At 67.1% G+C, this 22070-nt stretch carries 22 protein-coding genes; 10 read left to right on the top strand and 12 right to left on the bottom strand.

Annotation, left to right across the window (positions count from 1 at the left end):
• Positions 1-27: 27 nt before the first annotated feature.
• From N7590_RS17910 to N7590_RS17890, 5 genes are all read left to right on the top strand, one after another.
• On the top strand, positions 28-597 hold the full coding sequence (locus tag N7590_RS17910) for a hypothetical protein (protein ID WP_279935770.1): 570 nt from the start codon (positions 28-30) through the stop codon (positions 595-597).
• Positions 598-607: 10 nt separating this feature from the next.
• Positions 608-1771 (top strand): COX15/CtaA family protein, encoded by a 1164-nt coding sequence (locus tag N7590_RS17905; protein ID WP_004153902.1) that lies wholly within the window; start codon positions 608-610, stop codon positions 1769-1771.
• A 4-nt stretch (positions 1772-1775) separates the two neighbouring features.
• A complete protein-coding gene (cyoE, locus tag N7590_RS17900) occupies positions 1776-2669 on the top strand; it encodes a heme o synthase (protein ID WP_164242642.1) in 894 nt (297 codons plus the stop codon).
• 145 nt (positions 2670-2814) lie between these two features.
• Entirely contained in the window at positions 2815-3636 is an 822-nt protein-coding gene (locus N7590_RS17895) for a calcium-binding protein (protein WP_279935769.1), read from the top strand.
• Between the two features lie 785 nt (positions 3637-4421).
• A complete protein-coding gene (locus N7590_RS17890) occupies positions 4422-5024 on the top strand; it encodes a hypothetical protein (protein WP_164242640.1) in 603 nt (200 codons plus the stop codon).
• A gap of 93 nt (positions 5025-5117) precedes the next feature.
• On the opposite strand, the gene N7590_RS17885 is transcribed toward N7590_RS17890, so the two are convergent.
• From N7590_RS17885 to rpsU, 6 genes are all read right to left on the bottom strand, one after another.
• Positions 5118-6089 (bottom strand): bile acid:sodium symporter family protein, encoded by a 972-nt coding sequence (locus N7590_RS17885; RefSeq protein ID WP_053510529.1) that lies wholly within the window; start codon positions 6087-6089, stop codon positions 5118-5120.
• 28 nt (positions 6090-6117) lie between these two features.
• A complete protein-coding gene (locus N7590_RS17880; protein WP_053510528.1) occupies positions 6118-6618 on the bottom strand; it encodes a protein tyrosine phosphatase family protein in 501 nt (166 codons plus the stop codon).
• Between the two features lie 27 nt (positions 6619-6645).
• Positions 6646-8385, bottom strand: coding sequence for a DNA primase (dnaG, locus tag N7590_RS17875; protein ID WP_053510526.1), 1740 nt, complete (start codon positions 8383-8385; stop codon positions 6646-6648).
• Between the two features lie 60 nt (positions 8386-8445).
• On the bottom strand, positions 8446-9390 hold the full coding sequence (locus N7590_RS17870; RefSeq protein ID WP_049457757.1) for a YihY/virulence factor BrkB family protein: 945 nt from the start codon (positions 9388-9390) through the stop codon (positions 8446-8448).
• Between the two features lie 103 nt (positions 9391-9493).
• The gene (locus N7590_RS17865; protein ID WP_004153909.1) at positions 9494-9937 is read right to left on the bottom strand and encodes a GatB/YqeY domain-containing protein; all 444 of its coding nucleotides are present in this window, start codon (positions 9935-9937) and stop codon (positions 9494-9496) included.
• 133 nt (positions 9938-10070) lie between these two features.
• Complete coding sequence (gene rpsU, locus N7590_RS17860; protein WP_002808376.1) at positions 10071-10286, bottom strand: 30S ribosomal protein S21; 216 nt, start codon at positions 10284-10286, stop codon at positions 10071-10073.
• A 166-nt stretch (positions 10287-10452) separates the two neighbouring features.
• Between rpsU and tsaD the strand changes: the two genes are divergently transcribed.
• Positions 10453-11478 carry a tRNA (adenosine(37)-N6)-threonylcarbamoyltransferase complex transferase subunit TsaD gene (tsaD, locus tag N7590_RS17855; protein ID WP_133936387.1) on the top strand — a complete coding sequence of 342 codons (1026 nt, stop codon included), beginning with the start codon at positions 10453-10455 and terminating at the stop codon, positions 11476-11478.
• A 56-nt stretch (positions 11479-11534) separates the two neighbouring features.
• Here the strand turns inward: tsaD and N7590_RS17850 are convergent, their stop codons facing one another.
• The gene (locus N7590_RS17850) at positions 11535-12194 is read right to left on the bottom strand and encodes a hypothetical protein (RefSeq protein WP_053510523.1); all 660 of its coding nucleotides are present in this window, start codon (positions 12192-12194) and stop codon (positions 11535-11537) included.
• 362 nt (positions 12195-12556) lie between these two features.
• Here N7590_RS17850 and folB point away from each other — a divergent pair, with 362 nt between their 5' ends.
• The 4 genes from folB (at position 12557) to N7590_RS17830 (ending at position 17274) form a co-directional block, all read left to right on the top strand.
• On the top strand, positions 12557-12910 hold the full coding sequence (gene folB, locus N7590_RS17845; protein WP_005407807.1) for a dihydroneopterin aldolase: 354 nt from the start codon (positions 12557-12559) through the stop codon (positions 12908-12910).
• A 90-nt stretch (positions 12911-13000) separates the two neighbouring features.
• Positions 13001-14272, top strand: coding sequence for a mechanosensitive ion channel domain-containing protein (locus N7590_RS17840; protein ID WP_053448594.1), 1272 nt, complete (start codon positions 13001-13003; stop codon positions 14270-14272).
• A gap of 128 nt (positions 14273-14400) precedes the next feature.
• On the top strand, positions 14401-16575 hold the full coding sequence (locus N7590_RS17835; RefSeq protein ID WP_164242639.1) for a glycoside hydrolase family 3 N-terminal domain-containing protein: 2175 nt from the start codon (positions 14401-14403) through the stop codon (positions 16573-16575).
• A gap of 129 nt (positions 16576-16704) precedes the next feature.
• Positions 16705-17274, top strand: a complete 570-nt coding sequence (locus tag N7590_RS17830; protein ID WP_164242638.1) for a hypothetical protein — start codon at positions 16705-16707, stop codon at positions 17272-17274.
• Between the two features lie 70 nt (positions 17275-17344).
• Here the strand turns inward: N7590_RS17830 and N7590_RS17825 are convergent, their stop codons facing one another.
• The 5 genes from N7590_RS17825 to N7590_RS17805 all read right to left on the bottom strand — a co-directional run bounded on the left by N7590_RS17825 (position 17345) and on the right by N7590_RS17805 (position 22033).
• On the bottom strand, positions 17345-18514 hold the full coding sequence (locus tag N7590_RS17825; RefSeq protein ID WP_164242637.1) for a PQQ-dependent sugar dehydrogenase: 1170 nt from the start codon (positions 18512-18514) through the stop codon (positions 17345-17347).
• A 145-nt stretch (positions 18515-18659) separates the two neighbouring features.
• Positions 18660-19001 carry a hypothetical protein gene (locus tag N7590_RS17820; protein ID WP_053448598.1) on the bottom strand — a complete coding sequence of 114 codons (342 nt, stop codon included), beginning with the start codon at positions 18999-19001 and terminating at the stop codon, positions 18660-18662.
• Between the two features lie 108 nt (positions 19002-19109).
• On the bottom strand, positions 19110-20411 hold the full coding sequence (locus tag N7590_RS17815) for an amino acid permease (RefSeq protein ID WP_049444533.1): 1302 nt from the start codon (positions 20409-20411) through the stop codon (positions 19110-19112).
• The gene (locus N7590_RS17810) at positions 20408-21169 is read right to left on the bottom strand and encodes a L,D-transpeptidase family protein (protein WP_164242636.1); all 762 of its coding nucleotides are present in this window, start codon (positions 21167-21169) and stop codon (positions 20408-20410) included. The genes N7590_RS17815 and N7590_RS17810 overlap by 4 nt, the downstream gene beginning before the upstream one ends.
• 15 nt (positions 21170-21184) lie before the next feature.
• Positions 21185-22033 (bottom strand): MurR/RpiR family transcriptional regulator, encoded by an 849-nt coding sequence (locus N7590_RS17805; protein WP_164242635.1) that lies wholly within the window; start codon positions 22031-22033, stop codon positions 21185-21187.
• Between the last annotated feature and the right edge of the window lie 37 nt (positions 22034-22070).

Here is a 22070-nt window from a genome sequence, read left to right as displayed (position 1 = left end):
TTTCCCAACCGTGAGAAAATGCCCCGCATGAACACTGCTACGTCCCCGCAGGCGCGCGGCTCCGGCCGCCGGACCCTGGTGCTGCTGTTTGCCGTGTTCTTCGGGGCGGCGGCGCTGGCCGCCGTGCTGCGCTTCTCGGGCTGGCAGCCAACCGGGCACCGCAACGCCGGCCAGCTGCTGAAGCCGCCGGTGGACCTGCGCCAGCAGGCGCCGACCCTGGCCAGCGGCCAGCCTTACCCATGGAATCCCGAGGCCCGTACCTGGCGCCTGCTGGTGGCCCCGGCCGGCGCCTGCGATGCACAGTGCGTCACTTTGTCGCAGGGACTGGGCAAGGTGTGGCAGCTGTTCGGCCATAACGCCGATAATGTCGAGATCCTGTGGCTGGGTACGCCACCGGCGTCGATCGCCTCGCTGCCCGCGCTGCGGCCGCTGGCTCCGTCGCCAGCCCTGCGCGCGGCGTTGCCGGGCGTTGATGATCCGGCGGGACTGCCGGTCTACGTGATCGATCCGAACGGCTTCGTGATCATGCGCCATGCCCCGGGTTCCGACCTCGGTGGCCTGCGCAAGGACATGGCCACGTTGCTGAAACTGAAGTGAGTCCCGTTTGATGAGCCTTTCCGCGCGTCCGGCGCTGCACCGCAATTTCCACCGCCTGGCGTGGTTCGCCATGATCATGACCGCGAGCACGATCATGTTCGGCGCCTTCGTTCGCCTGTCCGATGCCGGCCTGAGCTGCCCGGACTGGCCGACCTGCTACGGGCAGGCCACCTGGCCGCAGCACGTGGAAGAGACCATCGGCCACCCGGCGGCGGAGATCCGCCCGCTGGAGACCCACAAGGCCTGGCGTGAACAGGTGCATCGCTTCCTGGCCGGTGCGCTGGGCATCGAGATCCTGACCCTGGCCCTGCTGGCCACGCGCAAGCGCCGCTTCGGAAGCACGGCGGTGGTGACCGCCTGCGTACTGGTGGCCGCCGGCATACCGCTGTACATGATGGGCTGGCATGGCACCGCCAGCATCCTGGCGCTGATCGGCGAGGCGATCCTGCTGATCGCCGCGCTGCGCTGGAGCAACATCGACCTGGCGCGCGCTGCACTGCTGACCCTGGCGGTGGTGATCTTCCAGGCCCTGCTGGGCATGTGGACGGTAACCCTGCTGCTCAAGCCCATCGTGGTGATGGGCCACCTGCTGGGCGGCATGCTGATGTTCGGCCTGCTGGTGTGGATGGCCTGGCGCGCGACGCACATGCCGATCACCCTGGCCGAAGCGCCGAAGCTGAAGTGGCTGCTGCGCATCGGCGTGGCCGTGCTGGTCACCCAGATCGCACTGGGTGGCTGGGTCAGCGCCAACTATGCCGCACTTGCATGCGGCGGCGGCAGCGCCTCGCTGGACAACTTCCCGCGTTGCGCCAACCAATGGTGGCCGCAGCACAACTTCGTCGAAGGCTTCACCCTGTGGCGTGGCATCGGCGTGGACTATGAAGGCGGCGTGCTGGACGGCGCGTCGCGCATCGCCATCCAGATGGCGCACCGCATGTTCGCTGTGGTGGTGGCCGTCTACCTGCTGTGGCTGGGCGTGCGCCTGTTCCGGTTGCCGAGCATGCGTGGCTGGGCCAGCGCGCTGATCGCGCTGCTGGTGCTGCAGGTCACCCTCGGCATCCTCAATGTAAAGCTGGCGCTGCCGCTGGAAGTGGCGGTGGCCCACAACGGCGTGGCCGTTGCCCTGTTGTTCGTGCTGGTCAGCCTGCTGGCCCGCCTGCGTGCCCCGGACTGATTCCATGTTTTCCAATTACCGCCAGTACTGGGACCTGACCAAGCCCAAGGTCGTCGCCCTGATCGTCTTCACCGCCCTGGTCGGCATGGTCCTGGCCATCCCCGGCGTGCCCAGCTGGGAGCAGGTGCGCGCCGGCGTGCTCGGCTTCCTCGGTATCTGGCTGGCCGCTTCGGCCGCCGCGGCGATCAACCAGCTGCTGGATGCGCACATCGATGCGCAGATGGCGCGCACCTCATGGCGCCCGCTGGTGGTGGGCAAGGTCAAGCCGTGGCAGGTGCTGGTGTTTGCCGGCGTGCTGATCGTGCTGTCGATGACCATCCTGGTGCTGTGGGTGAACCTGATCACCGCCGTGCTGACCTTCGCCTCGCTGATCGGCTACGCGGTGATCTACACCGTGTACCTCAAGCGTGCGACCTCGCAGAACATCGTGATCGGTGGCCTGGCCGGTGCGATGCCGCCGATGCTGGGCTGGGCGGCGGTGACCGGCATGCAGGGCTCGTCGGACTGGGCGTATTCGTCGCTGCTGGTGCTGATCATCTTCATCTGGACCCCGCCGCACTTCTGGGCGCTGGCGATCTTCCGCCGCGAGGACTACGCCAAGGCCGAGATCCCGATGCTGCCGGTGACCCACGGCGTGGTGCACACCCGCAAGCAGATCATGGCCTACTCGGTGGTGCTGGCGCTGGTCTGTCTGCTGCCGTACCTGGTGGGCATGAGCGGTGCGTTCTACCTGGGCGGCGCGATCGTGCTCAACGCCGTATTCCTCTGGTACGCCTGGCGCATGCTGGACCCGCCGGACGAGTTGTTCTCGATGAAGATGTTCCATTACTCCATCGTGTACCTGATGGCGCTGTTCGCCTTCCTGCTGGTGGACCACTGGATCCTGCCCTGGCTGTGAGGGGCTGCCCTTTGTAGAGTCGAGCCATGCTCGACTCAGGCCCGATCTGAGGTCGGCAGCATCCACGCATGGCGTGGATCACCTTGAACGGCGGTTGCTGCGCCGCCATTGCTGTTCCTGACCCCAAGGAAAGGAACGAGCAGGGATGCATTCGATCTTCCGCTGGACCGCTGCGCTGCTGCTGGCGCTGGGCATGGCCCTCAGTGCGCATGCCGACGACACCGCCGCGCAGATCCGCCAGCACGCCGGCGACCACCGCCTGCTGGTGCTGGGTGAATTCCACGGCACCCGCGAGACACCGCTGCTGGTGCGCCAGTTGGTGGAGGCCTACGTGGCCGATGGCGCAGCAGTGCGGCTGGCATTGGAGTTGCCGACCCACGAGAACGCCGCACTGGCGACCTACATGGCGTCTGCCGGCACAGCTGAAGCGCGCGCTGCATTACGTGGCACGACGTACTGGAACGTCCACAGCCGGATGCACGACGGCCGTCGCAGCGAGGACATGCTGGATCTGATAGAGGCGGCACGCGTGTTGCGCAGCGAGGGGCGCGATGTGCAGGTACTTGGCTTCGACCGTGTGCTTCCCGCCGATATGGCCGGCACCGGTGCACGCGATCGGGTGATGGCCGAAGAAGTGCGGGCGCACGCGACGGCGCTGTCGAAGAATGGGCGCCTGCTGGTGCTGACCGGCAACGTGCATGGCATGCGCAGGCAACCGCAGATGATTGCGTACCCGCCGATGACGGCACTGCTGAAGGACCTGGACCTCTACAACGTCCGCATCGAGGCGCGTGGCGGGGAGGGCTGGGGCTGTGCCGCTCCTGGACGTTGCGAAGCGCGTCAGCTGCCGGACCATACCGGGGCATCGCTTAGGGTGGATACCGGTGCTGACCGCAGCTACGACCTATGGGTATGGCTGCCGCGCTTCAGCGTGGCGCGATTGCTGGACAGCGGTTCGGTCTGGTGACCATCCGCGAAGCATGAGCTCGGCATTGTAGATCCACACCATGCGTGGAGGGTCTTCCACAGAAGCCCGCGGTTTCATTGTCGGCTTCTGCTTGCCAGCACCGCCAATTCGTCAGGTAACCAGGCTGCCACGTTGTAGGGGGTTGCCGCGTTGCATGGTTCCTGCGAGTGATAGGTCACAGATGCGGATTGATCCGCAAGGCGGGATGGTCAGATGTGAGTACACAGGACCTGCGAGCTGAATCGCAATTCTGCGGAGCCATCAATGCAATGTCATGTTTCTCTACCCATCGTTCTATGTGCTGCGCTTGCGTGCATGGCTGGCAATGCAGCAGCAGAAGTGAAGGCACTGAGTCGGGCCAACTGCATTGGATTCATCAATGAATCCGTTACCTACGAACGCCCTCAGTTCCGCAATTTCCAGGGATCGGCCGCTACCACGCACATCCCGCTTGGAAACATCGAACCGAAGCATATCCTTGGAGCTCCGAACAACGGGCTGTACTCCTGGCGCTTTTACGCAGGCGATGGCACCGATCCGGAACGAATGGTTGTTCACGGTTATCACACATGGGTGCTAGGTGGGCGCGTATTTACGCAGTCCACGAGCGCGGTCGATTGCCAACTTTCGGAGTGGTGAGCATCATGAAAAGCCTTTGCATAGTTGCAATCTCACTGGGGATGTCGATGTCAGCCCAAGCATCGCAGACCGATCCAGCCCCTGATCCGCTAGGACGTTGGCTGCACCAACGTGCCATGCAAGCTTCAATGCAGGAGGGCTCGGCCATGAGTAGGTCGTCCGCCGGCGTTGGCAGCTACCAGATCGTGCAGTTGGCAGACCTGGATGCGCCCGAAGAAGTGAAGCAGCAGCTTCGCGCTGACATCGAACGATCCAACGGTGTCGTGCAGGCTGCAGCAGGGAACATCCCCTCACAGGCTGAAATGCTGGCGGCCGTGCCCCGCACTCAGCGTTCGGCGTCGGAACTGCGCCAGCGCCTGCCGCAGCCCCCCAGCAGCCTGGAAGCCAGCGTCCTGGGTCCGGCCGAGCTGATAGGGATGGAGCCCAGTGGCGCGCTGGAGGTAGGCAGGTCCTCGGGACTGAGCCGCTTCTTCCAGTTGGAAGGCGTCGGCGTCGTGGAATTCAGCGAGAACAACTTCGTCGCCGCGGGCACGCGTATCGAGGTCATCGCCGAGGCGCAGAACACAACGGTGAAAGGCGCGCCCGCGCACGTGAAGAAGAGCGCGGACAGTGCCGGCCGTACCCGCGTCGAGCTTGCCTGGACAGGAGACAGCAAGACCTACAGCTTGATCGCCACCGGCGAACGGGGGAGCGACGTGGAGCGCAACGCGCGAGTGCTGCACGACATCGCTGCGGATATTGTGGATTAGCGGCGCCGCGAGAGTCATCCACGCATGGCGTGGATCTACTATAGATCCGCGTCATGCGTGGATGCGTGTTCCAGTATCAACCCGCGCGCCCGGTCAGGGCGCGCGCTTGGCATACCGCTGCGCGATCACGCCGCAGACGATCAGCTGGATCTGGTGGTAGATCATCACCGGCAGCACGATGGCACCGAGGCTGCCGCCGGCGAACAGCACCTTGGCGATCGGCACGCCAGTGGCCAGGCTCTTCTTCGAACCGCAGAACACGATGGCGATTTCGTCTTCGCGGTTGAAGCGCAGGCGGCGGGCGATGAAGGTGATCAGCGGCATGGCGATGCCCAGCAGCACGGCGGCAACCACCGCTACGGCCAGCAGCGAGAGCAGCGGCGTCTTGCTCCACAGGCCCTCGGTGACGGCCTCGCCGAACGCCGAGTACACCACCAGCAGGATCGTGGCCTGATCGGTGTAGCGCAGCAGCGCGCGCTGCCTCTCGACCCAGCCGGCGATCCACGGCCGCAGCAGGTGGCCGGCCACGAACGGCACCAGCAACTGCAGCATGATGCCGCCGATGGCATGCAGCGGATCGTGGATGCCGCCGGAGGTGCCGGCCAGTGCGGTCAGCAACAGCGGGGTCAGGAACACACCGAGGATGCTCGACAGCGAAGCACTGCACACCGCTGCGGGTACGTTGCCGCGCGCCATCGAAGTGAACGCGATGGACGACTGCACGGTGGAGGGCAGGGTGCACAGGAACAGCACGCCCAGGTACAGCTCCGGGGTCAGCAGCCAGCCGGACAGCGGCTTGAACATCAGCCCCAGCAGCGGGAACAGGATGAAGGTGCAGGCCAGGATGGTCAGGTGCAGCCGCCAGTGCAGCATGCCGCCGATGATCGACTCGCGCGGCAGGCGCGCGCCATGCAGGAAGAACAGCGCGGCGATGGCGACGGTGGTGACATCGTCGAGGACGATGGCGGCGGCGCCCTTCATCGGCAGCAGTGAGGCCAGGCCGACGGTGCACAGCAGGGCGATAGTGAAGTTGTCAGGTCGCAGGCGCGACCACCAGCGGGTCATGGTGGGCAGAGTCCTTGGGACGGAGGAGTCAGGGCGAAGCGGCGGGCGCGGCCAGGCGTTGGCGGGTGGCGGCTTCCAGCGACGTCAGGCCGGCACGTTGCCCGAGCTGCAGGGCCTGTTCCGGGCTGGCGTGTTCGTAGCGTGCAGTGACCAGGGCGAGCACGGCACCGGCGCGGTTGCCGGACGCGCAGTGCAGCAGCGCCGGACCTGCGCTTTGCTCCAGGGCCTGGTGCACGGCGCGCAGGTTAGCCGCATCCAGGCCATCGGCCCCGGCCACGGGAATGCGTACGTAGCGCAGGCCCAGCGATTCGGCCATGCCGGCTTCATCGAAGCCGCGGTCCTCATCGGGCTGGCGCAGGTCGATCACCGTGCGCACGCCCTGCGCGGCCAACGCCCGCAGCTGCGTGCCGCTGGGCTGGCCGCCGGCATACAGGCCAGGGCGGACTTCATTGAGAGGGGCGTTTTCGGCCAGGGCCGTCAGCGGCAGGCAGAGCGACAACAACAGCAGGCAGGTCAGGCGCAGCAGCATGGTCCTCTCCGGGAAAGCAATCTGCCGCTACAGGCGCAGTCCGGCGCGGGCCTTCAGCAGCTCGCGCAGTTCGTACTTGTCAGTATCGTCCAGACCCTGCTGGCGCTGCTTTGCCAACAACTCCTCCAGACGTTGCACCAGCAGCTGTTTCTCCAGCTGGGCCACGGCGTCGTGCAGTTCCTGGGTCCAGCTGGCTTCAGTGCCAGGCAGCGTCTGCGCCGCCAGCGTATGCAGCGCGGCCTGCTCTTCACGGCCGTCGAAGTGTTCCAGCAGGGCGCCGGTACTGATGTCCGGGCGCTGCTCGACCAACCCCAGCAGTTCCAGCAGCAGCTCCACGCCGGGCAGGCGCAGGCCCTGGAAGTGATGCTTGCCGCCCAGCGTGAGCGCCAGCGAGGGTTGCTGCAGCAGCACGGCGATCGCGCCGCGCACCAGGCTGCGCCTGGCCACCGGCTGGATCGTGCGCGCCGGCTGGCGCTGCGGCATCGGTGCGCGCGCGGACGCGGCATTGCCGCCGAGGCCGGTCAGCTGCGCCAGCTGCTGCTTCATCAGGTCGCCGAAGGCGCCATCGGGAATCTGCGCCAGCATCGGCTTTGCCCGCTCGGCCAGGCGTGCCTTGCCGTCCAGCGTGCCCAGGTTGATCTCGCGGGTGAGTTCGTCAAAGAAGAACTGTGACAGTGGGGTGGCCTGCTTCAGGCGCTCGTTGAACGCCTCGGCGCCTTCCTTGCGCACGATGGTGTCCGGGTCCTCGCCATCGGGCAGGAACAGGAAGAAGGCCTGGCGGCCATCCTTCATGCGCGGCAGCACCGACTCCAGCGCCTTCCAGCCGGCGCGGCGGCCGGCGGCATCGCCATCGAAGCAGAAGAACACGTCCGGCGCGTTGCGGAACAGCAGTTCGGCATGGTCCGGCGTGGTCGCGGTACCCAGCGTTGCCACCGCCTGGGTGACCCCGAACTGGAACAGCGAGACCACGTCCATGTAGCCCTCGACCACGATCAGCCGCTCGATCTTCTGGTTGGCCTGGCGTACCTGCCACAGGCCGTACAGTTCGCGGCCCTTGTGGAACAGCGCGGTCTCGGGGGAGTTGAGGTACTTGGGGCCGTCGTCCTTCTCGAACACGCGGCCGCCGAAGGCGATGACCCGGCCACGGCGGTCGAAGATCGGGAACATCACCCGGTCGCGGAACTTGTCGTAGACGTGGCCGCGGTCGTTCTTGGAGAACAGGCCGGCGCGATCGAGCAGCTTCATGCGGCGCTCGTCCTTGCCCAGCGCATCGCGCAGGCCGCTGTAGCCATCCGGCGCGTAGCCGATCTGGAAACGCGCGCGGTTCTCTTCATCCACGCCACGGCCATCAAGATAGCTGCGGGCCTTGTCGCTGCCCTGCAGGTTGCTCTGGAAGAACCTGGTGGCCGCCTCCAGCGCCGAGTACAGCTCGCGGCTGTCATCCTGCTGCTGGGGGCTGCGCGGGTTCTCGTTGCGCGGCACGTCCATGCCGGCGCGCTTGGCCAGTTCATCCACCGCATCGAGGAACTCGAGGCGGTCGTAATTCATCAGGAAGCTGATCGCGGTGCCGTGTGCGCCACAGCCGAAGCAGTGATAGAACTGCTTGGTGGGCGAGACCGTGAACGAGGCCGAGCGCTCGTCATGGAACGGGCAGCGCGCCGCGTACTCCTTGCCCTGGCGCTTCAACGGCACGCGGCTGCCCACCACCTCGACGATGTCGGTGCGGGCCAGCAGGTCGTCGATGAAAGCGTCGGGGATACGGGCCATGGGCAACAGAACGGGGCGCGGCCGCCAGGGCGCGCTGCGGGGGCGGCAGGTTCCCCTAGTTTACTCGCTGGCGATGCCGGGACCGGCCTGTTGGCCTTCAGCGCCGGCACGGGCCAGCTGCGCCCGTGCATGCTGGCGTTCGTCGATCACCGCGGTCATCAGCGCACCGACGAAGAACACGGCGGTGGCGTAGTAGATCCAGACCAGCGCGATCACCAGTGCGCCCATCGATCCGTAGGCACTGCCCGGGGCCACGGTAGCGATGTAGACGCCGATGCCATAGCGGCCCAGGGTGAACAGCACCGAGGTGATGGCACCGCCGATGAAGGCCTGGCGCCAGGCCACGCGGCGGTCCGGCAGGTAGTGGTAGAGGAAGGCGAAGGCCAGCGTGTACAGCAGCAACGAGGTCAGGTAGCCGATCGCAGGCAGTACCGAGGGCAGCTGCGCGAACACCACCTGCAGCGCGGTGGTGGCGGTCATCGACAGGATCAGCAGGAAGCCCAGCGCCAGTACCACGCCGAACGAGAACACGCGCTTGCGCAGCCAGGCCTTGATGCCTTCCAGGCGCTGGCCGCTGGTGTGGAAGATCCGGTTCAGCGCGTTCTGCAGCTGGGCGAACACGGCGGTGGCACCGACGAACAGCAGCAACGTGCTCCACAGCCCGGCCAGCGATCCGACGCTGGGCTGGCTGTTGGCGTTGTGCAGCACGGTGTCGGCGACGCTGGCCACGCTGCTGCCGGCCACCGAGCCGATCTGGCTGATCAGCGTCTGTTGCGCGGGCGGGTACAACGAGGCGGTCAGCCACAGCAGCAGCACCAGCAGCGGCGCCATCGACAGCAGGGCGTAGAAGGAGACCGAGGCGGCCTGGGTCAGCACGTCGATTTCGACGAAGCGCTTGGCCACCGCCATCGGGAAGCTGTCCTGCAGGCGATCAGCGTAGTGGCGAAGCCGTGCGGGGATGCCGTGGGGACGCGTGTCGGCGGGGGAGTGCGATGGCTCGACCATGGGGATGTTGTAGCAGCCGGGGGTCGAAGGTGCGGTGAAGCGGGTGCATCGATGGGGTCAGAGCCCTTCCGCAGCGCGAAAGGGATCCGACCCCGGCAATGGCTTACGCCAGCTGCTGCTTGACCAGCTTGGACACCAGGCCCATGTCGGCCTGGCCGGCGAGCTTGGGCTTCAGCGCGCCCATCAGCTTGCCCATGTCGGCCGGGCCGGAGGCACCGGTTTCGGCGATGGCGGCCTGGATGGCGGCCACGATCTCGGCTTCACCCATCTTGGCCGGCAGGTAGGCTTCGATGACCACGATCTCGGCACGCTCGATCTCGGCCAGGTCTTCGCGGTTGGCGGCTTCGAACTGGCTGACCGAGTCCTTGCGCTGCTTGACCATCTTGTCGAGCACGGCGATCACGGCGGTGTCATCCAGCTCGATGCGCTCGTCCACTTCGCGCTGCTTGATGGCGGCGTTGATCAGGCGGATCACGCCCAGCTTGTGCTTCTCGCCCGCCTTCATGGCGGCCTTCATGTCTTCGGTGAGCTGCTGCTTCATGCTCATGAGGAACCTCGTGGTGGTAGGTAGGGCGGGGCGGATGCCCGGACCCGGAAACGCAAAAAGCCGGCGACGCTCGCGCGTGCCGGCTTCGGCTCCATCGCGACAGGCAGGCCCGCCGCAATGAAGATGCGTCCGATCAGTACAGGCGCTGACGCTTGGTGACGTCGCGCGACGAGCGGCGCAGCTGACGCTTCACAGCAGCGGCGGCCTTGCGCTTGCGCTCCTGGGTCGGCTTTTCGTAGAACTCGCGCTTGCGGGTTTCGGCCAGCACACCGGCCTTTTCGCAAGTGCGCTTGAAGCGGCGAAGAGCAAACTCGAAGGGCTCGTTCTCGCGGACTTTGACGCTGGGCATGGAATCTCCGGGACACAGTAGAACCGGGTCACGCCCGGCGAGCCGCACATTATAGCGGCGAAACGACAAACTGCAAGCGGCCAACCCTGAATACGGGCCAGAGGTTCGAAAGCAGTGAGACCTGCGCGTCCCCCGAGGAGGCGGCAGGGGCGTCATAATAGCAGGCATGCGAGTCCTTGGCATCGAATCTTCCTGTGATGAGACCGGCGTGGCGGTGTATGACACCGACCTGGCCGGCAGCGCGGCCCTGCGCGCCCATGCGGTCTACAGCCAGATCGCCCTGCACGCCGAATACGGTGGTGTGGTGCCCGAGCTGGCCAGCCGTGACCACGTGCGCAAGCTGCTGCCGCTGGTGCGCCAGACCCTGGCCGAGGCCGGCCTGGGCGTGGGCGACATCGATGGCGTGGCCTACACCGCTGGCCCCGGCCTGGTCGGCGCCCTGCTGGTGGGTGCGGGCGTGGCCCGCTCGCTGGCCTGGGCGCTGGAGGTGCCGGCGGTGGGTGTCCACCATATGGAAGGCCACCTGCTGGCGCCGTTGATGGAGGATGACCCGCCGCAGGCGCCGTTCGTGGCCCTGCTGGTGTCCGGGGGCCACACCCAGCTGGTGGCGGTGGACGCGATCGGCCAGTACCGCCTGCTGGGCGAGACCCTGGACGACGCAGCTGGCGAGGCCTTCGACAAGACCGCCAAGCTGATGGGCCTGCCGTACCCGGGCGGCCCGCAGCTGGCCAGGCTGGCCGAGCAGGGAACACCCGGCGCGTACCGCTTCGCACGGCCGATGACCGACCGCCCGGGGCTGGATTTCAGCTTCTCCGGCCTGAAGACCCAGGTCCTGATGGCCTGGCGCGACAGCGACCAGAGCGAGCAGACCCGCGCCGACATCGCCCGTGGCTTTGAAGATGCCGTGGTCGAGACCCTGTCGATCAAGTGCGAGCGCGCGCTGGAAGCGGCGGGGACCAACGTGATCGTGGTGGCCGGCGGCGTCGGCGCCAACACGCGCCTGCGCGCACGCCTGAAGCAGATGGCCGAGCGCCTCGGCGGCCGCGCCTGCTTCCCGCGCCCGGCACTGTGCACCGACAACGGCGCGATGATCGCCTTCGCCGGCGCGCTGCGCCTGCAGGCCGGCCAGCACAGCCCGCCGAAGGTGGACGTGACTCCACGCTGGGACATGGCGACGTTGCCGGCGGTGTGAACCCCGACCGCCGCGCTCTGTAGCGTCGAGCCATGCTCGACTGCGCGTGATCGAGGCTACGCACGCGCACCCAACGGCGACGCCGCCAGCGCGGTCGTGGCCCGCTCGTGGCGCTGCAGCCACTCCAGCGTATGCGGGCAGCGTGCATGGATCAGCCGCCCGATCGCGGCCAGGTCGGCACCGAGGTCGCGTTCCAGGATCGGTTCGTGGTGCACGATGCGGTTGCGCAGGTGGCGGATGCGCCCGATGTCTGCATGGATGGCCTTCCTGATCACGCTTGGATGAGCTGCAGGCGCATGACGCAGAACCGTCCCGAGCGCCGGTATCCACAGCGTGGCGTCGAAGCGACAGGTGAAGAGCTGCTGCCAGAACACCATCGGCAGGTCAGCGACGATCCCGGGTGTATCTGTTGCGCGGCTGGCGACCTGTTCCAGCGCGGCTCTGGCTGAGGTGGATGAAGAGGCAGGTAGCCTGCGTCTGAAGGCATCGTTCCAAGGCCACCGCGGGCCGTGCTGTCGGGCCAATGCCGAGGCCGCTGCGTTGCGCGTGACCACTTCGCACAGGTGGACCGGCATCATCAACGCGCCGCACATCCGCATGTTCCACACATACAGGGATTCGGCAGTGACGTCTGGGCCGCAGGTTGATGCGATTCTCTCGTAGGTCGACAACCGCTCCGCTGACAACGCGCGCCTCAATGCATCGTATGCAGCCATCGTGATGTGCGGTGGTGAAGGGAAGACGCAGGTTGTCCAGGGATCGAGTCGGCCACCATCAGGAAACCTCCTTGCGTGCGTGGCCTGTTTCCCGCGTTTCGGCCGGGGCGAACATGAGGGTCTGCGTTGTCGGGATTGGCCTTGACCCACCGTTTGATGACTGACTAGTCTGGGCACCTGCGCCACCGGGACTCGCGGCTTGAGAAAGTTCCCCCCGGGGACAAAGGTAGTACCAAAGGGCTCCGCTAGCGGGGCCCTTTGTTTTTTTCGCGCCCGCCTCGGGCGGAGTGCCCACCGCCCGTTCCGGGCAGGCTCACCGCCGTGCCGTTACCATGGTTGCCTGTATTCGGCTGGTAACCGCAATGGACAAGGTTTTCATCGAGGGGCTGACGATCGACGCCCTGATCGGTATCTACGATTGGGAACGACGGATCCGCCAGGACCTGGTGTTCGACCTGGAAATGGGCTTCGACAACCGTCGCCCCGCGGCCACCGACGACATTGCCCACACCCTGAACTACAAGGCGGTCAGCAAGCGCCTGGAGCAGTTCGTGCGCGAGTCGGAGTTCGGCCTGGTCGAGACCCTGGCCGAGCGCTGTGCGCAGATCGTGCTGGACGAATTCGACGTGAAGTGGCTGCGCCTGAAGCTGAGCAAGCCGGGTGCGGTGCGTGGCGCACGCGCGGTGGGCGTGATCATCGAACGCACGCGGGACTGACCCGGCGACGCCGGCTGCGGCCGGCAACCTGGTAGTGCCGGCCGCTGGCCGGCAACCTCAACAGCAAAGAACGAAGCAAGGAGACAACCGATGGTGGACGCGGTGGTGGCGGTACAGTGGCTGGAAAAGCTGCAGAACACACTGGAACCCTATCCCGGCGCCTACCTGGCGTTGATGATCACGGCGCTGCTGGTCGCAGCGGGCCTGGCCAACTGGGTGACCAAGCGCATCCTGCTGCGCGGGCTGCGGCGTCTGCTCAGCCGCCTGCCGGGTGCCGACACCGGCCGTGGCAGCCATCTGATGCGGGTGATCTCGCGCCTGTCCAACGTGGTGCCCAGCCAGGTGATCGCCTCGGGCATCCGCATCGTACCGGACCTGCCGCCGGGTCTGGTCAGCTTCATCATCGGCGCCTGCCAGGCGTGGGCGATCCTGACCGTGGTGCTGGCGATATCGCATGCGCTGGATGCGGCCAACGACCTTTACGAGCGCCGCCCCGAGGCACGCAACAAGCCGATCAAGGGCTACCTGCAGGTCGCCAAGATCGTGATCTTCGTGATCGCCGGGCTGTCCATCGTCGCCACTCTGGCCGGCGTTGACCTGCGCTATCTGGTCACCGGCCTGGGCGCGGCCACCGCGGTGCTGATGCTGATCTTCCAGGACACCATCCTGTCGCTGGTGGCCAGCGTGCAGATCAGCGGCGATGGCCGCGTGCGCATCGGCGACTGGATCGAGATGCCCAGCCAGAACGCCGACGGTGACGTCATCGACATCGCGCTGCACACCGTGACCGTGCAGAACTTCGACAAGACCATCACCACCATCCCGACCAAGAAGCTGGTGACCGAGTCGTTCAAGAACTGGCGCGGCATGCAGGAGGCCGGTGGCCGCCGCATCAAGCGCGCGCTGTACCTGGACCAGCACAGCGTCGGCTTCCTGGACGAGGGTGACCTGGCCTTCCTCGGCGAGTTCGCGCTGCTGCGCGACTACCTGCACGAGAAGGCGCAGGAGCTGGGGCAGTGGAACGGGCGCCTGCGCGAACAGGGCGTGGCCGAGGTCAACAGCCGCCGGGTGACCAACCTGGGCACGTTCCGCGCCTATGTGGAGCGCTACCTGCGCAGCCATCCGGGCATCCATACCGACATGACCCTGCTGGTACGGCAGCTGCAACCGACCACCGAGGGCCTGCCGCTGGAGCTGTACTGCTTCACCCGCAGCACCGCCTGGGGCGAGTACGAAGCGGTGCAGTCGGACATCTTCGACCACCTCCTGGCGATCCTGCCGGCCTTCGGGCTGCGGGTGTTCCAGGCCTCCAGCGATGCCATGTTGATGGCCGGGCAGCGCCAGTTGGCCGGCTCGGAGTAAGCTGCGAGGCCTCCGGCCGGACCGTACGGATCCGGCTGGAGCCTGAAACTGAACGACGAAACCTCTCGCCAAATGGCGCGGGATCGCTAGAATGCCGGGCTTGTAAACGTTTTCATCAAGGACTGCTGGTGGCCTCCGATCGCATCGAATCCCTCATTGCCCAGATGACCGTCGAAGAAAAGGTCGGCCAGCTGGGTGTCTTCGCGGACATGGTCCGCCCGTTCGCCCCGGACGTGAACCCGGAAGCCAACGTGCGCAATGCCGACCAGGTGCTGCAGCAGGTGCGCGAGGGCAAGGTCGGCTCGCTGTTCAATGGTGTCGGCGCCGAGCTGGGCCGCCGCATCCAGCAGGTCGCCACCGAGGAGAGCCGCCTGGGCATTCCGGTCATCCTGGCTGCCGACGTCATCCACGGCATGCGCACCGTGTTCCCGATCCCGCTGGGCGAGGCTGCCAGCTTCGAACCGGAGCTGGCCGAGCGCACCGCCCGCGCCACCGCCATCGAGGCGACTGCCGCCGGCCTGCACTGGACCTATGCGCCGGCCGTGGACATCGCCCGCGACCAGCGCTGGGGCCGTGGCGCCGAAGGGGCCGGTGAGGACGTGGTGCTGGGCTGTGCCTTCGCCGCCGCCCGCGTGCGTGGCTTCCAGGGCAGCGACCTGCGCGCCGACGATTCGCTGCTGGCTACGCCGAAGCATTTCGCCGCCTATGGCGCGGTGATGGCCGGCATGGAATACAACATGGTGGACATCTCGCCGCAGACTCTGCGCGATGTGCACCTGCCGCCGTTCAAGGCTGCCTTCGACGCTGGCGCGATTACCGTGATGTCGTCGTTCAACGACATCAACGGTGTACCGGCCAGCGCCAACGCAGAACTGCTGACCGACATCCTGCGTGGTGAGTGGAAGTTCCCGGGCGTGGTGATTTCCGATTACACCGCCGACATGGAGCTGGTCGCACACGGCTATGCCGCCGATGACCGCGATGCCACCGCCAAGGCGTTCACCGCCGGCCTCGACCTGAGCATGCAGAGCGGTTTCTACGCCGAGCACCTGCCGGGCCTGGTCGAGAGCGGCGACGTGCCGATGGCGGTGCTGGATGAAGGCGTGCGCCGCATCCTGTGGCTGAAGGAAACCATCGGCCTGTTCGACGACCCGTACCGTTCGCTGGATCCAGCGCGCGAAGCCGATACGTCGTACCTCGCCGCGCATGACGCACTGTCGCGCGATGCCGCGCGCCGTTCGATCGTGCTGTTGAACAACCGCGACAACGTGTTGCCGCTGCAGAAGAGCGGGCAGAAGATCGCGCTGATCGGCCCGTTCGTGCAGGACCGCGAGAACATCGAAGGCTGCTGGACGCTGTTCGGCGACAAGCAGCGCTACGTGGACCTGGAAACCGGCGTGCGTGCCGCCATCGGCGACGAGGCGTTGCTGGAGATCGTGCCGGGCTGCGAACTGGAAACCGCGATTCCGGGCGGCACCGAAGCGGCCGTGGCCGCCGCGCTGCGCGCCGATGTGGTGGTGCTGGCGCTGGGCGAGCCGCAGCGTTACAGCGGCGAAGCACAGTCGCGCGTGGAGATCACCCTGCCACCGGCACAGCAGGCGCTGGCCGAGGCCGTGGCGATGACCGGCAAGCCGCTGGTGGTGCTGCTGCGCAACGGCCGCGCGCTGGCGCTGCAGGGTGCGGTGCGCAATGCACAGGCGGTGGCGGTGACCTGGTACCTGGGCACGCAGACCGGCCATGCCGTGGCCGATGTGCTGTTCGGCGATTACAGCCCGTCCGGCCGCCTGCCGGTCAGCTTCCCGCAGGTGTCCGGCCAGCAGCCGTACTTCTACAACCACCCGCGCACCGGCCGTCCGGAACTGCCGACCATGTCGGAGTTCAAGGCGCGCTGGCGCGAGATTCCGAACGAGCCGCTGTACCCGTTCGGCCACGGCATCGGCTACACCTCGTTCGACTACGGCGTGCCGCAGCTGAGTGCCTCCCAGCTGGGCTGGGACGAGACCCTGACCCTCACCACCACGCTGACCAACAGCGGTGCTGTGGCGGGCGAGGAAGTGGTGCAGCTGTACATCCACGACCGCGTGGCCAGCCGCGTGCGCCCGGTGCGTGAACTGAAGGACTTCCGCAAGGTGGCATTGCAGCCGGGCGAGTCGGCCGAGGTCGTGTTCACCCTGACCCGCGAGCAGCTGGCCTTCACCGGCCGCGACGGCGTGCTGCGTGCCGAGCCGGGCCAGTTCGAGGTGTGGGTGTGCGCCTCGTCGGCCGCTGGCGAAGCGGTGCAGTTCGAACTGCTGAAGGGCTGATCGAAGAAAAAGGGGACGGAGGGAATTAAGTCGTTTGTGCCATAAACGACTTAATTCCCTCCGTCCCCTTTTTGTTGCCATCACTGGCCCGGCGCTACCATCGGGGCCTTGATCCGATGGAGTTCGCGCATGCGCAAGATCGCTTTCCTGATTCCGGCCCTGCTGCTGGCCGCCTGTTCGCAGCCGGCACCGCCGACCGAGCCTGCTGCCGATGCGCCGCCGCCGATGACCGGTTCCACCCCGGCCGAAGCGGCAGCCAGCACCACGCCGGACCCGGCCGCTGCACCGCAGGCAGCGGCAGAACACGCCAGCGAAAACTCCACCGCCGCCGCCGCCGAGGAGGGCGATGCACGCACCCGCATCGACAGCGTGCTGGGGGATGCCGCGCAATACGAGAAGGTGTTCAACGCGTTCAAGACCGCCGTGGTCGGTGGTGACCGCGCGGCCGTGGTGGAGGAAGTGCGCTTCCCATTGAACATCGCTGGTGGCAAGAAGATCACCGGGCCGGGCGAGTTCCAGCGCAACTACGAGAAGATCATCACGCCGGCGGTGGTCAAGGCGATGTCCGGGCAGGACTTCGGCAAGGTGTTCGTCAACCAGCAGGGCGTGATGATCGGTGATGGCCAGGTCTGGCTGACCGGCGAGTGCCTGGACAAGGCCTGCGCCCGCACCGAGGTGAAGGTCGGCACCATCCAGTGAATGCAAACGGCCCCGCGTGCGGGGCCGTTGGGTAGGGGCGATGCCGGCCAGCGGCCGGCACTACCGGGCGTCAGGTCTTCGGGGTGAGCTTCAGCAGGCGTGCCTTGCTGCCGTCTTCCAGCAGCCAAAGCGCGCCATCCGGGCCCTGTTCCACTTCGCGGATGCGCTCGCCCATGTTGAAGCGCTCGGCTTCGCGCGCGCTGTCGCCGTCGAAGGCCACGCGCACCAGCGAGGTGGAGGACAGGCCGCCGATGAAGCCGCTGCCCTTCCACTGCGGGAACAGGGTGCCGCTGTAGATCACGAAGCCGGCCGGGGAGATCACCGGCGTCCAGGTCACCTTCGGCGCGGCGAATTCCGGACGGGTGTCGTGGTCGGGAATCGGGCGGCCATCGTAGTGGTTGCCATTGGAGACGATCGGGTAGCCGTAGTTGGCGCCGCGCACGATCAGGTTCAGTTCGTCGCCGCCGGCCGGGCCCATCTCGTGCGCCCACAGCTTGCCGTTGGCATCGAAGGCCATGCCGAGGATGTTGCGGTGGCCCAGCGACCACACCTGTGCGGCGACGCCCCCCTGCGAGGCGAACGGATTGTCGGCGGGCAGGCTGCCATCGTCGTTGAGGCGGATGATCTTGCCGAGGTTGCCGCTCATGTCCTGCGCCGGATCGAACTTCTGCCGCTCGCTGGAACTGATCCACAGCTTGCCGTCCGGGCCGAAGGCGAGGCGGTGGCCGTAGTGGCCCTCACCGCTGACCTTGGGGCTCTGCCGCCAGATCACCTTCAGGTCCTTCAGCTGGCCGGCGCCGCTGGCGTCCAGCGCCAGCGTGGCGCGGGCGACGGCAGCACCGCGGGTATCCAGCGTGCCTTCCTCGGCGTAGCTGAGGTAGATCACGTGGTTGCGGGCGAACTGCGGATGCAGGATCACGTCGCCGAAGCCGCCCTGGCCGCCATAGGCAACCTTCGGCACGCCGGTGATCTCATGCTTCTGGCCGCTGGCCAGGTCCAGATGCTGCAGCTTGCCGCGCTTCTCGGTGACCAGCAGGCTGCCGTCGGGCAGGAAGGTCATCGCCCACGGTTGGTCGAAGCGGCTGACTTCGGTGGCGGTGAACGGGCGTTGGTCGGCGGCGGTGGTGGTCGCCGGTGCAGCGGTCTGGGCACCGCTGGCGGCCGGGTCGGCGGCGTTGCAGGCCGAGGTGGCAAGGATCGGCACCAGGCCGAGGGCGAGCAGCAGGGGCGTGCGGGTCATGGGTATCTCCAGTGCGGGGATGCGGATGGCCGGGCTGTCCCTTGTATACCACTGGAGCAGTGACCGTCGTGGCCCGAAGGTCCTGAACAGGTGCATGTCTGGACAGAGCCGGGCAGGACGCGGCCCTGTCATGGGCGCGGTTCGATCAGGTACCGCGCGGTACGCCCTTGTCCAGCCGCTGGTCGAGGTTGACCGCCTCCTCCCAACCACGGCGCACCGCGCTGCGTGCCTGTGCCCATTCCAGGCGGCTGCGGCCGCGCTCGCTGGCCCAGCGTGATTCCAGCTCGCCTTCTACTTCCTCGTAGGCGCGGATGATGTCCTGGGCACGCGCCGCATGGCCGATGCGGTAGGCCGGTTCATAATCCTCGAAGAACAGCTGGTCGTCGTAGTACGGCTCGGCGGTGTAGCGCTCGCGCCAGAAGTTGCTGACCGCGTCGCGCGGCGTGCTGTCGTCCGGTACGCGGCCGGGAATCTGGTATTCGGTCATGGAAGGGCTCCGTTGTGGACGAAGCCTGATCGTGCCTGCGGGCGGGTTAACGGCCGGGGCCGGCAGCGTGATCGCCAGATCAATCTGCCGGTCAGAGCGCGCCATCGTTCACCCGGCGTCGGCATCCTTGCGCGGCAGTTTGTAGATCACTGCACCGATGGCGAAGGCAACCAGCGCGGCGGCGATGTTCTGCCAGCTGGCACTGGCGAACAGCGCCAGGCACAGCAGCAGCGCCAGTACCGGAATCAGCGGGCCACCGGGCAGTTTCAATGCACCCGGACGGTCGGCGTAGCGCTTGGCCAGCACCAGCACCGCAGCGGCGGTACCGATGTAGGCGAACAGGCGCGTGGTCATCGACAGCAGCGCCAGCTGCACGAACGAACCGGACAACGCCAGGCCAAGCGCGATCAGGCCCTGGCACAGGATCGACGCGGCCGGGGTATGGAAGCGCGGATGCACCTGCGCCAGGATCTTCGGCCCGTAGCCATCGCGGGCCAGCGCGAACAGGAAGCGCGGACCCATCATCATCGTGTTGCTGTTGGTGCCGAGGATGGAGATGGTGGCACCGATGGTCAGGATCAGCGCCAGCGCTTCGCCACCGAATCCGGCGGCGGCATCGGCCAGTGGTGTCGCCGAGCTGGACAGGCCGGCCAGCGTGCCCTGCGCCACCACCTGCACCGCGCCATAGATGACGGTGACGGTGATGATCATGGTGATCAGCGCGAACGGAATGTCGCGGCGCGGATTGCGGTACTCGCCGGCCGCGGCCGGGATGTTCTCGAAGCCGGCGTAGGCGTACAGCAGCAGCAATGCGGCCTCGCCCATGCGCTGCAGGTCGTGCGGGTCCGGGCGCTGGCCGGAGAATGCCAGCTGCGGATCAATGTAGAACGCGCCGATGGCCACGAACAGCAGCAGCGGCAGCATCTTGCCGATCACCAGCACCACGCCGGTGCGTGCGGCCGAGCGCACGCCGATGATGTTGACCCCGGTGAGGAAGCCCAGCGAGACCACGATCACCGCGATGCGACCCATGCCGGCGCCAGCCCACGGCCAGAAGCGTGCGACCGCATCGGCCAGCGCATTGCTGAGCGCCGCGGCCGAACTGATGCGGGTCAGCCAGATCATCCAGCCGATCTCGAAACCGGCGAAACGGCCGAACGCCTCGCGCGCATACAGGTAGCTGCCACCCGGCTCATCGAAGTAGCTGGCGGCCTGCGCGTAGCACAGCACCAGCAGCGCGACGACGATGCCGGCGGCGACCACGCCCCACAGGCTGAAGGGCCCGAGCAGGGCGACGGTGGCGGCCGGCAGCAGGTAGATGCCGCTGCCGATCACATCGTTGATCGACAGGCCGACGATCTGCCAGCGGCTGACCGCGCGCTGCAGCTGCGGTTCGTCCTGCGCGCTCAACGGGCGTCTCCGCTCAGTGCGGGCAACTGCCACTGTGCCTGCAGGCGCTGGTACTCGGCGCGCGGCAGCAGCACGAAGCGCGGCGTGTCCTGCGGCCGCAGCCAGTCCAGCAGCGCCTGCATGCGTGCCTGCGGCATGGCGGTGCAGCCGGCCGTGGCTTCGCCGGGCTGGCGCCACAGGTGGGCGAAGATGCAGCTGCCCTTGCCGGGCTGGTTGTCCGGGTTGTGGGCGATCACGAAGCCCTGCTGGTAGCGCACGTCGCCCTTGTTGTGCAGGTCCAGCCGCATCGGCTCGGTGGAGCCTTCCACGGCTGCCTTTCCAACCTTTTTCGCGTCGACGATGCGGTTGTAGAACGGTGAGGCGGGCACGTCCATGCAGTAGCTGCTGTCGAGCATCGGCTGGTACGGCATCGCGGTGCCGGGGCGGGTGACGGCGTAGCCGAACGCGCTGCCGAGCGCGAACACACCGGCCGGGCTGCGGCCGTCGCCTTCCTGCTTCTGCGGGCCATCGGCCTGTGCCGGATGCAGGCCCAGCCCCCAGGCGCTGCCGGTGCGGCCCAGTGCCACCGGGAATGGTTGCCCATGCGGGTGCCAACCCTTGCCATCGCGTACATACGCCTGCAGTTGGCCCTGGGTGCTGTCCCAGCCTTCGCTGGTGACCACGATCAACTGGCGCGCGCCGTCCAGCGGCGCGGCGTGGACGGCCCACGCTGTGGCAAGCAGCAGCGCGAAGGCGGCGAGGCGGGCCAGCGATTTCATCAACATGCGCTCCGGTCAGGAATCCAGCAGGTGGTCGATCCGCTCCAGGTTCACGGCCAGCTGCTGCTGGCGGTCCGGATTGGCGTGGCAGAGCAGCACGAACAGGAAATCCAGCAGGGCGTGCATGGCGCTACGGTACAGCAGCTGCGCGACCTGCGGCGTGCGGTCGTGCGCGCAGACCGCCAGTGCCGCATCCGCATGCGCGCGCAGAGGATTGGCGGTATGGCGGGTGATGGAAATCACCTTGCCCCCCATGTCCTGGAACTGCCGCGACAGCTGCGACAGCTGGGGCAGGCTTCCGAATTCGGAGAACACCAGCAGCACATCGTTCGGGCGTGCCGCCGACAGGTTGGCCAGCATCAGGACCGGGTCGGTATGCGGCACCACCAGCAGCCCGAGCAGCGACAGCCGCATGGCGAACTCGCGGGCGTACAGGCCGTCATCGCCCAGCCCGTACACGAACAGCTTCGGGGCGTCGTCGAGCAGCTGCACGATGCGCTCGATTTCCGCACGCGGGTTGGCCTGGCGGGTTTCCTCTTCGGCCAGCGCCTTGCTGCGACGCAGGGCCTCGCCCAGGCGCAGGTAGTCGTCGCCGCTGTCCGGCTCGCTCGGTGCCTGCTGCGTGTCAGCCCCGGCGCGGGCGACATCCTGGCCGACGGAGTATTTCAGGTCCGGGTAGCCCTTGAAGCCGAGCTTCTGGCTGAACTTCACCACGCTGGACTGGCTGATGCCCAGTGCGCTGGCCAGCTGCTGGGACGAGTAATCGCGCAGCAGGTGGGCGTTGTCGAGGATGAAGTCGGCGATGCGGCGTTCGATGGCCGACATCTGCCCGCGCTCGGAACGGATCTTCAGCAGGGGCGGCATGCGGGGTGTCCGGGTGTCTGCAAAGGCGTTGCGGTTG

The sequence above is a fragment of the Stenotrophomonas sp. GD04024 genome, assembly GCF_029837545.1.
In the GTDB taxonomy this organism is placed as follows: Bacteria; Pseudomonadota; Gammaproteobacteria; order Xanthomonadales; family Xanthomonadaceae; genus Stenotrophomonas; species Stenotrophomonas forensis.
The sequence above is the reverse complement of the archived record's forward strand: the minus strand, read 5'-3'. Positions and strand labels throughout refer to the sequence as shown.

What these genes read in the sequence shown, in the direction of transcription:
- N7590_RS17905 (WP_004153902.1), top strand. Translation starts at nt 608, where the DNA reads ATGAGCCTTTCCGCGCGTCCGGCGCTGCACCGCAATTTCCACCGCCTG.
- N7590_RS17865 (WP_004153909.1), bottom strand. Translation starts at nt 9,937, where the DNA reads ATGAGCATGAAGCAGCAGCTCACCGAAGACATGAAGGCCGCCATGAAG.
- folB (WP_005407807.1), top strand. Translation starts at nt 12,557, where the DNA reads ATGGACAAGGTTTTCATCGAGGGGCTGACGATCGACGCCCTGATCGGT.
- N7590_RS17820 (WP_053448598.1), bottom strand. Translation starts at nt 19,001, where the DNA reads ATGACCGAATACCAGATTCCCGGCCGCGTACCGGACGACAGCACGCCG.
- N7590_RS17890 (WP_164242640.1), top strand. Translation starts at nt 4,422, where the DNA reads ATGAGTAGGTCGTCCGCCGGCGTTGGCAGCTACCAGATCGTGCAGTTG.
- cyoE (WP_164242642.1), top strand. Translation starts at nt 1,776, where the DNA reads ATGTTTTCCAATTACCGCCAGTACTGGGACCTGACCAAGCCCAAGGTC.
- N7590_RS17910 (WP_279935770.1), top strand. Translation starts at nt 28, where the DNA reads ATGAACACTGCTACGTCCCCGCAGGCGCGCGGCTCCGGCCGCCGGACC.
- N7590_RS17880 (WP_053510528.1), bottom strand. Translation starts at nt 6,618, where the DNA reads ATGCTGCTGCGCCTGACCTGCCTGCTGTTGTTGTCGCTCTGCCTGCCG.
- N7590_RS17840 (WP_053448594.1), top strand. Translation starts at nt 13,001, where the DNA reads ATGGTGGACGCGGTGGTGGCGGTACAGTGGCTGGAAAAGCTGCAGAAC.
- N7590_RS17805 (WP_164242635.1), bottom strand. Translation starts at nt 22,033, where the DNA reads ATGCCGCCCCTGCTGAAGATCCGTTCCGAGCGCGGGCAGATGTCGGCC.
- N7590_RS17830 (WP_164242638.1), top strand. Translation starts at nt 16,705, where the DNA reads ATGCGCAAGATCGCTTTCCTGATTCCGGCCCTGCTGCTGGCCGCCTGT.
- dnaG (WP_053510526.1), bottom strand. Translation starts at nt 8,385, where the DNA reads ATGGCCCGTATCCCCGACGCTTTCATCGACGACCTGCTGGCCCGCACC.
- rpsU (WP_002808376.1), bottom strand. Translation starts at nt 10,286, where the DNA reads ATGCCCAGCGTCAAAGTCCGCGAGAACGAGCCCTTCGAGTTTGCTCTT.
- tsaD (WP_133936387.1), top strand. Translation starts at nt 10,453, where the DNA reads ATGCGAGTCCTTGGCATCGAATCTTCCTGTGATGAGACCGGCGTGGCG.
- N7590_RS17885 (WP_053510529.1), bottom strand. Translation starts at nt 6,089, where the DNA reads ATGACCCGCTGGTGGTCGCGCCTGCGACCTGACAACTTCACTATCGCC.
- N7590_RS17895 (WP_279935769.1), top strand. Translation starts at nt 2,815, where the DNA reads ATGCATTCGATCTTCCGCTGGACCGCTGCGCTGCTGCTGGCGCTGGGC.
- N7590_RS17810 (WP_164242636.1), bottom strand. Translation starts at nt 21,169, where the DNA reads ATGAAATCGCTGGCCCGCCTCGCCGCCTTCGCGCTGCTGCTTGCCACA.
- N7590_RS17825 (WP_164242637.1), bottom strand. Translation starts at nt 18,514, where the DNA reads ATGACCCGCACGCCCCTGCTGCTCGCCCTCGGCCTGGTGCCGATCCTT.
- N7590_RS17870 (WP_049457757.1), bottom strand. Translation starts at nt 9,390, where the DNA reads ATGGTCGAGCCATCGCACTCCCCCGCCGACACGCGTCCCCACGGCATC.
- N7590_RS17850 (WP_053510523.1), bottom strand. Translation starts at nt 12,194, where the DNA reads ATGGCTGCATACGATGCATTGAGGCGCGCGTTGTCAGCGGAGCGGTTG.